Genomic DNA, 13,789 nt, shown 5'->3' with positions numbered 1-13,789 from the left:
AGCGGTAAACCAGCGTTGAGAAAAGTCTGTAAACAGCGGGGAAAGGACGGGCAACAACGACATGCATTCGTGTTGCCCCGTCTGGTATGGCGCGGTGTTTAGTCGAGATCCGCCCCGTTGCTGGCGATCACTTTCTTGTACCACCAGAACGATTTTTTACGGCTGCGTGCCAGCGTACCGTTACCGGCATCATCGCGGTCAACATAGACAAAACCGTAGCGCTTGCTCATTTCGCCGGTCGATGCCGCCACCAGATCGATACAGCCCCAACTGGTGTAACCGATAACCGGGATACCGTCTTCAATGGCGTCGCCCATCGCGCGGATATGCTCGCGCAGGTAGCTGATGCGGTAATCATCTTCCACTTCGCCGTTGGCGTTCAGTTCATCTTTCGCGCCCAGGCCGTTTTCCACCAGGAACAGCGGTTTCTGGTAGCGGTCGTACATCATATTCATGGTGATGCGCAGACCCAGCGGATCGATGCCCCAGCCCCATTCGCTCACTTCAATGTGCGGGTTACGCAGTGATTTCACGATGTTGGCGGCGCTGGTGTTGTTGGCGTTCATATCTGCCGACGCACAGCGCGAAGCGTAATAACTGAAGGAGACAAAATCGACGGTGTTCTTCAGGATTTCGTCGTCACCGGCTTCTTTGATAATGGTGACGCCTTTTTCGCGGAACACGCGCGCGGAGTAGGCCGGATAGCTGCCGCGCGCCTGCACATCGATAAAGAACAGGTTTTCACGATCTTTTTCCAGCGCCGTCCACATATCGGCCGGTTTGCAGGAGTAGGGGTAGAAATTCCCGCCCGCCAGCATACAACCGACCTGGTTATGCGGGTTCACTTCATGGGCGATTTTGGTTGCCAGCGCGCTGGCTATCAGCTCATGGTGTGCCGCCTGGTATTTCACCTGATCCTGGTTTTCCCCCTCTTCGAACACCAACCCGGCGCCGGAGAACGGGCTGTGCAGCATGATGTTGATCTCGTTGAAGGTCAGCCAGTATTTCACCAGCCCGTCAAACGCTTCAAAGCAGGTGCGCGCGTAACGGGTGAAAAACTCCACCATTTTACGGTTACGCCATGAGCCATATTCAATGACCAGATGCATCGGCACATCGAAGTGGCACAGCGTGACCAGCGGTTCGATATTATACTTTTTGCACTCTTCAAACACCGCGCGGTAGAAGGCGATCCCTTCCGGGTTCGGCGTCAGTTCGTCACCTTTCGGATACAGACGGCTCCAGGCAATCGAGGTACGAAACACCGAAAAACCCATCTCCGCCATCAGCGCGATATCTTCTTTGTAGCGATGATAAAAATCGATCGCCTCGTGGCTTGGGTAAAATTCGTCATCGCGCAGCGTAAAGCGTTTTTCCTGCCCCAGTTTCACTGGCAGACGGTTTGCGCCGTGCGGGATCATATCCACGGTGGTCAGCCCTTTGCCGCCCTCCAGATAACCCCCTTCCGACTGGTTGGCGGCAAGCGCGCCGCCCCATAAAAATCCTTGCGGAAATACTGACATGCGTTACCTCGCTTTCTTAATCAGGCTCGTGCTTCTTTTACAGTGACTGGCTCAGCCGCTTGCGGTTTGTTCTCGGTTTCCACGGGAATATCTTCAAATCCGAGCAGCAGCGTCAACACAAATGACAACACTACCGCCAGCGCCATCACGCCAAACACCCAGACAATAGACATCGGGTTGGCCGGGTCGAAGAACTGCACGCTGGTAAATAATCCCGGTGCCGCCATCGAGTGGCTGGCAAGCCCGGCGATACCGGCGACCGCGCCGCAGATAAAACCGCTAATTAAACTCGCAATCAGCGGGCGTTTCAGACGCACCGCCACACCGTAGAGCGCCGGTTCAGAGATACCGGCCAGAATCGCGGAAGCCGCTGCCGCCATCGCGGTCTGACGCAGTTCCGGGTTTTTAGTTTTCCATGCCACCGCCAACGAAGAGCCGCCGAGCGACAGGTTCGCGCCGATTTCCGACGGCATGACCATGCCCTCTTTGCCGGTTTCCGCGATGGTCTGAATAATGGTTGGGGTGAACACACGGTGCATACCGGTCATCACCAGCAGCGGCCACAACGCGCCCATAATGGCAACGGAAAGCCAGCCGAGATAGCCGTGAATGGTGTAGACCAGCGCGGAGATCGCGCTACCGATCCAGATACCGAGCGGGCCAATCAGCACAATCGCCAGCGGCGCGGCAATCAGCACGATCAACATCGGTTTTAAGAAGTTTTTCGTCACCGCCGGTGTAATGCGATCCACCCAGCGTTCGATATACGACAGGCACCAGGTCATCACCAGCGCCGGGATCACCGTATAGGTGTATTTCACCGCCGTTACCGGAATCAGCGCGAACTCAACATGCTCGCCCTGCGCGGCTTTCGCCATCAGATCGACAAAGCTCGGATGCACCAGCACCCCGGCGATGGCGATCGCCAGCGACATATTGGTTTTGAATTTCACCGCCGCAGAGGCCGCCACCATCAATGGCAGGAAGAAGAAAGCACCATCGCCAATCACCGTCAAAATCGTCAGCGTGGAGGAGCCTTTTGGCAACGCGCCGGACATCTCCAGCACCATTGCCAGCAGTTTAACCATCGACCCGCCGATGATCGCCGGGATCAGCGGCGACATGGTGCCGATCAAGGCATCAAGAATGCCCGCGCCAATGCGGCGCAACGTCAGTTTTTGCTTCGTCTGTACTTCAACCGGCTGCATATCTTGCGGCAGCAGGCTGACCACTTCGCGAAACGCCTGGGAAACCGTGTTGCCGATAATGACCTGGCACTGATTGTCGTTGCGTACCACACCCATTACGCCGCTGACGCTTTTAAGCGTTGGCGCGTCGATACGGGTTTCGTCTTTCACTACAAAGCGCAGACGCGTCATGCAGTGCGTTACAGCGGCGATATTCTCGGCTCCGCCCAGCGCGTCCACCACCGAGTGGGCCAGCGCGGCATAATTCTTTGCCATCAGATTTTATCCTGTTATATCAATAAGTTACTGGTTCATCGCCGCATTTTTGCAGCCATGAAACATGAAATAGGTAACCGGTTCCACAAAATCATGATGAGTTTCATTGTGCGAAACAATAGATAAAAAGCGGTTATTTTTATAATCGTGATGATGATCACTTAATGCTGTGCGGGCGAAATGTGTATCTGTCGGGGTTAAGTGTTCCCATCATCGCAACGCCTGAAGTACACTTCGGGTCACGATTTTTGCAGGGGTAGGATCGATGGCGACAATGCAGGAAGTAGCCAAGCGGGCCGGCGTGTCGAAAGCCACCGTGTCCCGCGTGCTGACAGGCAAAGGGTATGTCGGCGAAGAGACGAAAGCGCGTGTCTTTCAGGCCATTGCCGAAAGTGGTTATCGCCCGAATTTACTGGCGCGCAGCCTGGCTTCCAGCAAAACCCAAACGCTCGGGCTGGTGGTCACCAACACCCTCTATCACGGCGTTTACTTTAGCGAGCTGCTTTCCCACGCCGCGCGCATGACCGAAGATAAAGGTCGCCGGCTGCTGCTGGCAGATGGCAAACACAGCGCCGAAGAGGAGCGTCAGGCGATCCAGTACCTGCTCGATTTACGCTGTGACGCGATCATTATTTATCCGCGCTTTCTTAGCGTTGATGAACTCGATGAGATTATCGACAACCATTCGCAGCCCATCGTGGTGCTCAACCGCCGCTTGCGTAAACACGCCAGCCACTGCGTTTACTCTGACCAGAAAGCCTCCAGCATGAGCGTGGTGTCGCGGCTTATCTCCCGTGGCCACCGCGATATTGCGTTTATTACCGGTTCGCTGGATTCTCCCACCGGTATCGAACGTTTATCAGGTTATAAAGACGCGCTGGCCCAGCACGGGATCGAGGTGCGTAATGAGTTGATCGCCGAAGGAAAATGGACGCCAGCCAGCGGCGCGCAGGGCGTGGTGGAGCTGCTTTCCCGCAAGGCGACCTTCACCGCGCTGGTAGCGAGCAATGACGATATGGCCATTGGCGCGATTAAACAGTTGCATGAAAGCCAGCTTGCGGTCCCCCGGCAGGTGTCAGTGGTGGGGTTTGATGATATCGCCATTGCGCCATTTACCGTGCCGGCGCTCTCCAGCGTGAAAATCCCGGTCACCGAAATGATCAAAGAGACGATTAACCGCTTGATTTTTATGCTTGATGGCGGCGATTTTCACTACCAGCAAACCTTTCCCGGTGAGCTCATTACTCGCGATTCCATTATAAATGGCCCGCACGCCTGATCTCGTCAGCTGTCATCGTCACTTCTGTCGATGACAGCCCACTGATTCTATAAATTCCTTTTAATTACAATAAATTATATTTCTGGCACGCTTTGTGAATACTCCGGCGGGATATCGCCTTTTTCCGGAGGAATTCATGAACCGATTTATTATGGCTGACGCGGCAAAATGCATCGGCTGTCGCACCTGTGAGGTCGCCTGCGTGGTGTCTCATCAGGAAAACCAGGATTGCGCGGCGCTCACCCCTGAGACGTTTCTGCCGCGTATTCATGTCATTAAGGGTGTCAATGTGTCGACGGCGACATTGTGCCGTCAGTGCGAAGATGCGCCCTGCGCCAATGTCTGCCCGAACGGCGCCATCAGCCGCGACGAAGGGTTTGTGCATGTGATGCAGGAGCGCTGCATTGGCTGCAAAACCTGCGTAGTCGCGTGCCCGTACGGTGCGATGGAGGTAGTGGTGCGCCCGGTTATTCGCCACAGCGGCGCAGGCCTGAATGTGCGCGCCGAGAAAGCCGAAGCTAACAAATGTGATTTGTGCCACCACCGCGAAAGCGGCCCCGCTTGCATGCAAGCCTGCCCGACCAACGCGCTGGTGTGTGTCGATCGCAACTTACTGGAACAGATGAGCGCGGAAAAACGTCGTCGCGCCGCGCTGGATGGCGCCGTTTCCCTGGTGTTCTAAACAATCTGAATTTCACTTTTAACAGGTCTGTTACTGATGAAAAAAATTACGAGCGTATGCCCTTACTGCGGCGCTGGCTGCAAACTGAAACTGGTCGTGGATAACGGAAAAATCATCCGTGCGGAAGCGGCCAACGGCCACACTAACCAGAATGAACTGTGCCTGAAAGGCTACTACGGTTGGGATTTCCTCAACGACACCAAACTGCTGACGCCGCGCCTGACCCAGCCGATGATCCGCTACGAAAAAGGCGGCAAACTCACGCCGGTCAGCTGGGATGAAGCGATCCGCTACACCGCCAAACGCCTTAGCGACATCAAAGCGAAATATGGCCCGCGCGCCATTATGACCACCGGCTCGTCACGCGGCACCGGCAATGAAACCAACTATGTGATGCAAAAATTTGCCCGCGGCGTGCTCAACACCAACAACGTCGACTGCTGCGCGCGCGTTTGCCACGGCCCGTCTGTTGCCGGGTTACAGGAAACGCTTGGCAACGGCGCGATGAGTAACTCCATCAGCGATATCGAAAATTCCAGTTGTTTGCTGGTATTTGGTTATAACTGCGCCGATTCACACCCGATCGTCGCGCGCCGGGTGATCAAAGCCAAACAGAAAGGGGCGAAAATCATTGTCTGTGATCCGCGCCGCATCGAAACCGCGCGTATCGCCGATCAGCACCTGCAACTGAATAACGGCTGCAATATGGCGCTGGTTAACGCCTTTGGTTATGTGCTGCTGGAAGAAGAACTCTACGACAAAGATTATGTTGCCAGCTTTACTACCGGGCTGGAGGCGTACCGTGAAACGGTAAAAGATTACGCGCCGGAAGCGGTGGAACACATTACCGGCGTGCCGGCAAAACAGGTACGCCAGGCGATGCGCACCTATGCCGCCGCGCCGTCGGCCACCATTATGTGGGGCATGGGCGTCACCCAGTTCGGCCAGGCGGTAGATGTGGTGAAAGGGCTCTCCAGCCTGGCGCTGCTCACCGGTAACCTTGGGCGTGAACATGTTGGTGTCGGCCCGGTGCGCGGGCAAAACAACGTGCAGGGCGCGTGCGATATGGGCGTGATCCCCAACCAGTTTCCTGGCTATCAGGATGTGGTAAACCCGGAAGTACGCGCTAAATTCGCCAAAGCCTGGGGCATCGACCCGGCGGTAATGGATGACAAAGTTGGCGTGCGTATTACCGAAGTGCCGCATCTGGCGCTGGAAGGCAAAGTGAAAGCCTACTACATCATGGGCGAAGATCCGTTGCAGACTGAAGCGGATTTGGGCCTGGTGCGGAAAGGCTTTGAAGCGCTCGATTTCGTGGTGGTGCAGGATATCTTTATGACCAAAACCGCCGAGCAAGCCGATGTGCTGTTGCCCGCAACCTCCTGGGGCGAGCATGGCGGCGTGTTTACCTGCGCCGACCGTGGTTTCCAGCGTTTTGAAAAAGCCATCGAGCCAAAGTACAACGTCAAGCGTGACTGGGAGATCATCAGCCTGATTGCCACAGAAATGGGCTACCCGATGCACTATGACAACAACCAGCAGATCTGGGATGAGCTGCGCGAGTTGTGCCCGCTATTCTACGGTGTGACCTACGAAAAAATGGGTGATATGGGGCACGTCCAGTGGCCTTGCCCGACGCTTGATCACCCCGGTACGCCATACCTGTATCAGAACAACAAATTCGATACGCCGGACGGCAAAGGCCATCTTTTTGCTGCCCAGTGGCGTGCGCCAGCGGAGCGCCCGGACGATGAATTCCCCCTGGTGCTCTGCACGGTACGCGAAGTGGGGCACTACTCTTGCCGCTCCATGACCGGCAACTGTGCGGCGCTGCAAACGCTCGCCGATGAACCCGGTTTTGTGCAGATTAACCCGGATGATGCGGCGGCGCTGGGCGTACAGGATCGCCAGCTTGTGTGGGTTGAGTCGCGCCGTGGCAAGGTGATCACCCGCGCGGATGTCAGCGAGCGCGTCAATCACGGTAGTGTCTATATGACTTACCAGTGGTGGATTGGCGCGTGTAACGAACTGACGCAGGATAATCTGGACCCGATTTCAAAAACGCCGGAGACCAAATATTGCGCAGTTCGGGTGAGTGCGATCAACGATCAGCGCTGGGCCGAAGAGTACACTCAGAGCACTTATCAACAGATGAAGAGTCGATTGCTCAATGCAGCGATGCAATGATGACACGGCCAACAGCAACGGTGTCTGTTTGCGCGTGTACGGTAAAGTACAAGGGGTGGGCTTCCGCCCCTTTGTCTGGCAACTGGCGCAACAGCTCGGGCTGAAAGGCGATGTCTGTAACGATGCGCAGGGCGTGGAGGTGCGTCTGCTTGGCAACGAGCGCGAATTCCTCGCCCTGTTGCAGCAACAGTGCCCGCCGCTGGCGCGCATTGATATGGTGACCAGCGCGCCGTTTTGCTGGTCCGTTTTACCGCTTGATTTCGCCATTCGCCACAGCGCGGGTGGCGCAATGAATACGCAAATTGTTCCCGACGCGGCAACCTGTCCGGCCTGCCTCGCGGAGATGAACGACCCTTCTGAACGCCGTTACCGCTACCCATTTATTAACTGCACCCACTGCGGGCCGCGCTTCACCATTATTCACGCCATGCCCTATGACCGGCCTAACACCGCGATGTCGAGCTTTCCGTTGTGCCCGGTTTGCGAAGCCGAGTACCGCGATCCGCTGGACCGGCGTTTTCACGCTCAGCCCGTGGCCTGCCATGAATGCGGCCCCGCGCTTGAATGGCGCAGCGGCGAACAGCATGCGCACGGGGAAGCGGCGCTACAGGCGGCGATCGCGCTGCTAAAAAGCGGCGGCATTGTGGCGGTAAAAGGCATTGGCGGTTTTCATCTCGCCTGCGATGCAACAAACCTGGCGGCGGTGATGCACTTGCGCGCGCGAAAACATCGTCCGGCAAAACCGCTGGCAGTGATGTTACCCGGCGCGGAAGGCGTGACGACGCAGGCGCAGCGCTTACTTGCGACGCCCGCCGCACCGATTGTGCTGGTGGAAAAAGAGCGCGTGAGCGGCCTATGCGAGGCAATTGCGCCTGGCCTTGATGAAGTGGGCGTCATGCTGCCTGCCAATCCGCTGCAACACCTGCTGGCGCAGGCGTTACAGCGCCCGCTGGTGATGACGTCTGGCAATCTCAGCGGAAAACCGCCCGCAATCGGTAATGACGAGGCGTTAAGCGATCTGGCGGACATCGCCGACGGCTTTTTACTGCACAACCGCGATATTGTTCAGCGCATGGATGATTCCGTGGTGCGCGAGAGCGGGGAGATGCTGCGCCGCTCGCGCGGCTATGTGCCGGATGCGATGTCGCTGCCGCCAGGGTTTAACGATCTTCCGCCGCTGCTTTGCCTGGGGGCGGATCTGAAAAACACCTTTTGTCTGCTGCGCGGTAACAGCGCGGTACCGGGCCAGCATTTTGGCGATCTCACCGATGAAGGTGTCGAAGCGCAGTGGCGCAGTGCGCTGCGTTTGATGCTGGATATTTACGATTTTTCCCCGGAACAGGTGGTGGTTGACGCTCATCCGGGTTACCGCACGCATCAATGGGCCAGCAGTTATGGCCTGCCGGTGCAGACGGTGCTGCATCATCACGCTCATGCCGCGGCCTGCCTCGGTGAACACGGCTGGCCGCTGGAAGGCGGTGATGTGATTGCAATAACGCTTGATGGCATCGGTATGGGCGAAGGCGGCGAGCTGTGGGGTGGCGAATGCCTGCGGGTCAATTACCGCGAGTGTAAACACTTAGGCGGGCTACCGGCGGTGGCGCTCCCCGGTGGTGATTTAGCCGCGCAGCAGCCGTGGCGCAACCTGCTGGCGCAAATGCTGGATTTTGTCCCTGACTGGCAGCGCTACCCGGAAACCGCTGATATCCAGCGGCAGAACTGGCCGATGCTGGCGCGTGCAATTGAACGCGGGGTTAATGCGCCGAAAGCCTCATCCTGCGGGCGCTTATTTGATGCTATTGCCTGTGCGCTGGGATGTGCGCCGCTGCACCTGAGTTATGAAGGCGAAGCAGCTTGCCAACTGGAAGCGCTGGCGGCGAGCGTGGCGTCTGTTGAACATCCGGTTCAGATGCCGCTTCGCGGCACCATGCTGGATTTGGCGGCGTTCTGGCAAAGCTGGCTCAACTGGCAGGCCATACCAGCCGAGCGCGCATGGGCATTTCATGATGCGCTGGCGCAGGGGCTGGCAGCGCTGGCGCGACAGGAAGCGACATTACGCGGGATCCATGTGCTGGTGTTCAGCGGCGGCGTGATGCATAACCGCCTGCTGAAAAAACGCTTACAGCACTATCTTGCGGAGTTTACTTTGCTGTTTGCGCACCAGCTCCCGGCCGGTGATGGCGGTATTGCCTTCGGCCAGGGACTGGTGGCGGCAGCGCGGGCTATACCGCCAGCGCTTTAAGCAGGGCAAACGCCTCTTTCATTCTGTCTTCGCTGACCACGAATGCCCGCAGTTTATCTTCTGTGTCGAGGCCTTTTGCCACCATGCCATCGGCTCCGGTGGCAATGTGCCAGCGCAGATCGGTGCGGTGCGTTTCTCCGGCCAGATGCAGCGGCATCAGCGGCGTTTTCACTTTCACCAGCATCGCGGGCAGCACCAGTTGCGTGCTGTTGCCGGTGAGGTTTTTCGCCAGCGTCATCGCGCTCAACTGGATCGGTTGCAGGAACGGCAGCACTTTGCCGTTAATCTGCGCACAGTCACCGAGTGCGAAGATGTGCGGGTTACTGGTTTGCAGCGTACCGTCCACCACAATCCCACGCCCAACCTCCAGCCCGGCGTTCTGCGCCAGCGACACCTGCGGTGCCAGCCCGGTGGCGGCGACAACCACATCCGCATCGATATAGCGATCATCATCCAGCTGCGCACGCACCCCCTGTTCATGCTCGTCGAGTTGCACTAAACGCGATTGCAACAGCAGACGCACGCCCAGCGCCGTCAGGCAGTGTTGCAGGCGGCCACTCACTTCCGGCGGCATTAACGAAGGCAGAATACTGGCGGCGTTATCAAGGACGGTCACGGTTTTGCCCGCGCGGCGAAAATCCATCGCCAGCTCGCAGCCTATCAGCCCGGCACCCACAATCAGCACGCGGCTGGCATCACGCAGGGTGGTTTCACTGGCGTGATACTCCTGCAAACTATTGAGCGTGAGCATTTTTTCACGCCCCGGCAGCGGCGGAACGAACGCTTTTGCCCCGGTCGCCAGCACCAGTTTGTCGTATTGCCACTGTTTGTCGGCGTTTTTCACCACTCGTGCTTGCGTGTCGATGGCGCTGACGAAGGTGTACGGGAACAGCCGCAGATGATATTGCTCGGCAAACTCGCCCGCCGACTGGCGAATCAGATCCTCAGCGCGCTGCGCCTGGCTAATCACGTGGCTGAGATCTGGCTTGTTGTACTCTTCCATGCCGTCGGCGGCAATCAGCGTCAACGGTACGGCGCTGTCCAGTTTGCGGATGTTTTTCACCAATGTTCGGGCGGCGAAGCCCGAACCGATAATAACGATACCTGCGCTCATTTTGCCTCCGTTGCCAGTTCGTCAAACACCTCTTTGCCGAGGGAGCATTCCGGGCAGAGGAAGGTGTCCGGCACTTCGCTCCACGGCGTACCTGGCGCGACATCCTGCATCGGCTCGCCTTTTGCCGGGTCATAAATCCACTGGCACACACTGCACTGCATGGATGGGCCGAGATCCGCCGCGGCTGCGGCTGCGCAGGCACAGGTTTCTTGTGTGCTGGCGGCAGGGCTGTTTACCGGCTCCGGCAGTGGCGACAGCGCCCACTGCCGGGCAATGTCGCGTCCGTGCTGGCGGCAGATTTCCAGCGCGTTGATATCCGGTCGCCATTTCGCTTTCAGACTGACCGACATCTCAAAACCGGCGTCCTGTAAACGCGTTGACAGGCGGTCAACCGCGCCGCCGCTCCAGCCGTGGGAACCAAAGGCGCTGGCGCGTTTATTACGAAAACGCAGGCCGGTTATCTCTTCGACCAGCCCGGCGATTTTCGGCATCATCACGTTGTTCATGGTCGAGGTGCCAACCAGTACCCCTTTGGAGCGGAACACATTGGTCAGAATGTCGTTTTTATCGCTGCGGGCGACGTTGAAGATTTTTACCGCCACGCGTGGATCGACTTCGTTAATACCCTGCGCAATGGCATCGGCCATCATGCGGGTGTTGTTGGACATGGTGTCGTAGAAAATCGTGATGCGATCTTCCTGGTAATCCGCCGCCCATTTCAGATACAACTCAACGATTTGCGTCGGGTTATCGCGCCACACCACACCGTGTGAGGTGGCAATCATATCGACCGGCAGGTTGAAGCCGAGGATCTCAGTGATTTTCGGCGTTACCAGGCGGCTGAACGGTGTGAGGATGTTGGCGTAGTAACGCTGGCATTGCTCGAACAGTTCCGTTTGATCCACTTCATCATTGAACAGGTGTTCGTCGCAGTAGTGCTGACCAAAAGCGTCGTTGCTGAACAGCACCGCATCGCCGGTCAGGTAGGTCATCATGCTGTCCGGCCAGTGCAGCATTGGCGTTTCGACAAAAATAAGCTGTTTGCCGTTGCCGATATCCAGCGTGTCGCCGGTTTTCACCACGTTGAAGTTCCATTCAGGATGGTGATGATGGCCGTTAATCGAGTCTATGGCGTTACTGGTGCAGTAAATCGGCGTGTCCGGGATATTCGACATCAGTTCGGTCAGCGCACCGGCGTGATCTTCCTCCGCATGGTTGATAACGATGTAATCGATCATTTGCAGATCGATTTCGCTGCGCAGGTTCTGCACGAACTCACGGCTAAATTTATGATCGACGGTATCGATCAGCACGTTTTTGCCTTCGCGGATCAGATAGCTGTTGTAGCTGCTGCCGCGCAGGGTTTTATATTCGGTACCGTGGAAGTCGCGCACTTCCCAGTCACGTTGTCCGACCCAGTGAATGTTGTTTTTTACATGAATAGCCATATCAGTTGTCCTGTGCAGTTTTCTCAATTTGATGTATGGCTAATATCAAGTTGCGTGCCAGTTTTTTATTATTTTGATTTATATGTATTTTTAGTGTTATTTGAAAAAATAAATTGTCATTATGACTATGCTAAATACAGTCAATATGACACCATGCATTGTCAAAAAGACAGTGAGGCAGGTATGAGTTTTTCGCTGAATGTACTGGCGGGGATCGCCATCGAATTGCAAAGCGGTATCGGTCACGCGGATCGTTTCCAGCGGCTGATCACCACGCTGCGCCAGGTGCTGGAGTGCGACGCGTCTGCGTTGCTGCGCTACGACGCGCGGCAGTTTATCCCGCTGGCAATCGACGGGCTGGCGCAGGATGTTTTAGGCCGACGTTTTACGCTGGAAGGCCACCCACGGCTGGAGGCAATCGCCCGTGCCGGTGATGTGGTGCGTTTTCCCGCCGACAGCGATTTGCCCGATCCTTACGATGGGCTGATCCCTGGTCAGGAGAGCCTCAAAGTGCACGCCTGCGTAGGGCTACCGCTGTTCGCCGGGCAAAATCTGATTGGCGCGCTGACGCTTGATGGCATGTCGCCAGATCAGTTCGATACCTTTAGCGATGAAGAGCTGCGGTTGATTGCCGCGCTGGCAGCAGGGGCGCTGAACAACGCGCTGCTGATAGAACAACTGGAGAGCCAGAATATGCTGCCCGGCGCACCGGCGGCGTTCGAACAGGTGACGCGCAGCGAAATGATTGGCTTGTCGGCGGGCATGGCACAGCTAAAAAAAGAGATCGATATCGTTGCCGCATCCGATCTGAACGTGTTGATCAGCGGTGAAACCGGCACCGGTAAAGAGCTGGTGGCGAAAGCGATTCATGAAGGCTCTCCGCGCGCGATTCATCCACTGGTCTATCTCAACTGTGCCGCGCTGCCGGAAAGCGTGGCCGAAAGCGAACTATTCGGTCACGTTAAAGGCGCATTTACCGGTGCTATCAGCAACCGCAGTGGCAAGTTCGAGATGGCGGATAACGGCACGCTGTTTCTTGATGAGATTGGCGAATTGTCGCTGTCGTTGCAGGCGAAATTACTGCGTGTACTGCAATACGGCGACATTCAGCGCGTCGGCGACGACCGCAGTTTGCGTGTCAATGTTCGTGTGCTGGCGGCGACCAACCGCGACCTGCGCGAAGAGGTGCTGGCCGGGCGTTTTCGCGCCGACCTCTACCATCGTTTGAGCGTGTTTCCGCTTTCTGTGCCGCCGCTGCGCGAGCGCGGGGAAGATGTTGTTCTGCTGGCGGGCTATTTCTGCGAACAGTGCCGTTTGCGGCTGGGGCTGGGGAGAGTGGCGTTAAGCCCCGGCGCGCGTGCGCATTTACTGCGCTACGGCTGGCCGGGCAATGTGCGCGAGCTGGAACACGCCATCCACCGGGCGGTGGTGCTGGCGCGCGGTACGCGTAACCGTGATGACGTGGTGCTTGAAGCGCGCCATTTTGCCCTCAGCGATGAACCGGTGCAGCCATCCGGCCCGATAACGTCGCTGCCCGTGGGGCAAAATTTGCGCGATGCGACGGAGGATTTTCAGCGGGCGTATATTACCCGCACGCTGGAAGAGCAGGGCGGTAACTGGGCAGCCTGCGCACGGAGTATGGAGATGGATGTCGCCAACCTGCACCGGCTGGCGAAACGTCTGGGGCTGAAGCGTTAAAGGATTACCGCCTGCCAGAGCTCGACAGAGTGACGTTGCCAGCCTGCACTGGCTGGCGAAACGTCCGGGCTGAAGTGTTAAAGAATTACCGTCTGCCAGAGCTCGACAGAGTGACGTTGCCAGCCTGCACTGGCTGGCGAAATGTCCGGGCTG

General features: G+C 57.2%; 9 protein-coding genes. 5 read left to right on the top strand and 4 right to left on the bottom strand.

Annotated elements, in window-relative coordinates; genetic code table 11:
• Positions 1–98: 98 nt before the first annotated feature.
• A complete protein-coding gene (locus IP581_RS18070; RefSeq protein WP_193821044.1) occupies positions 99–1,523 on the bottom strand; it encodes a 6-phospho-beta-glucosidase in 1,425 nt (474 codons plus the stop codon).
• Between the two features lie 20 nt (positions 1,524–1,543).
• Positions 1,544–2,986, bottom strand: coding sequence for a PTS cellobiose/arbutin/salicin transporter subunit IIBC (gene ascF, locus IP581_RS18065; RefSeq protein ID WP_097401491.1), 1,443 nt, complete (start codon positions 2,984–2,986; stop codon positions 1,544–1,546).
• Positions 2,987–3,251: 265 nt separating this feature from the next.
• Between ascF and IP581_RS18060 the strand changes: the two genes are divergently transcribed.
• The 4 genes from IP581_RS18060 (at position 3,252) to hypF (ending at position 9,376) form a co-directional block, all read left to right on the top strand.
• Positions 3,252–4,265 carry a LacI family DNA-binding transcriptional regulator gene (locus IP581_RS18060; RefSeq protein WP_193821043.1) on the top strand — a complete coding sequence of 338 codons (1,014 nt, stop codon included), beginning with the start codon at positions 3,252–3,254 and terminating at the stop codon, positions 4,263–4,265.
• 136 nt (positions 4,266–4,401) lie between these two features.
• Positions 4,402–4,947, top strand: coding sequence for an electron transport protein HydN (hydN, locus tag IP581_RS18055; RefSeq protein ID WP_020454941.1), 546 nt, complete (start codon positions 4,402–4,404; stop codon positions 4,945–4,947).
• 36 nt (positions 4,948–4,983) lie between these two features.
• Positions 4,984–7,134, top strand: coding sequence for a formate dehydrogenase subunit alpha (gene fdhF, locus IP581_RS18050; RefSeq protein WP_086873690.1), 2,151 nt, complete (start codon positions 4,984–4,986; stop codon positions 7,132–7,134).
• Positions 7,118–9,376, top strand: a complete 2,259-nt coding sequence (hypF, locus tag IP581_RS18045; RefSeq protein ID WP_193821042.1) for a carbamoyltransferase HypF — start codon at positions 7,118–7,120, stop codon at positions 9,374–9,376. The genes fdhF and hypF overlap by 17 nt, the downstream gene beginning before the upstream one ends.
• On the opposite strand, the gene norW is transcribed toward hypF, so the two are convergent.
• Both norW and norV read right to left on the bottom strand, forming a co-directional pair.
• Complete coding sequence (gene norW / locus IP581_RS18040) at positions 9,357–10,490, bottom strand: NADH:flavorubredoxin reductase NorW (protein ID WP_193821041.1); 1,134 nt, start codon at positions 10,488–10,490, stop codon at positions 9,357–9,359. The genes hypF and norW overlap by 20 nt on opposite strands.
• Complete coding sequence (gene norV / locus IP581_RS18035) at positions 10,487–11,938, bottom strand: anaerobic nitric oxide reductase flavorubredoxin (protein WP_193821040.1); 1,452 nt, start codon at positions 11,936–11,938, stop codon at positions 10,487–10,489. Before norV ends, norW begins: the two co-directional genes overlap by 4 nt.
• 183 nt (positions 11,939–12,121) lie before the next feature.
• Between norV and norR the strand changes: the two genes are divergently transcribed.
• Positions 12,122–13,636 (top strand): nitric oxide reductase transcriptional regulator NorR, encoded by a 1,515-nt coding sequence (gene norR, locus IP581_RS18030; protein ID WP_193821039.1) that lies wholly within the window; start codon positions 12,122–12,124, stop codon positions 13,634–13,636.
• Positions 13,637–13,789 lie beyond the last annotated feature (153 nt).

Source organism: Kosakonia pseudosacchari, from assembly GCF_015167415.1.
In the GTDB taxonomy this organism is placed as follows: Bacteria; Pseudomonadota; Gammaproteobacteria; order Enterobacterales; family Enterobacteriaceae; genus Kosakonia; species Kosakonia pseudosacchari.
Note: the sequence above shows the minus strand (reverse complement) of the source record. Positions and strands in the feature narration are given on the sequence as shown.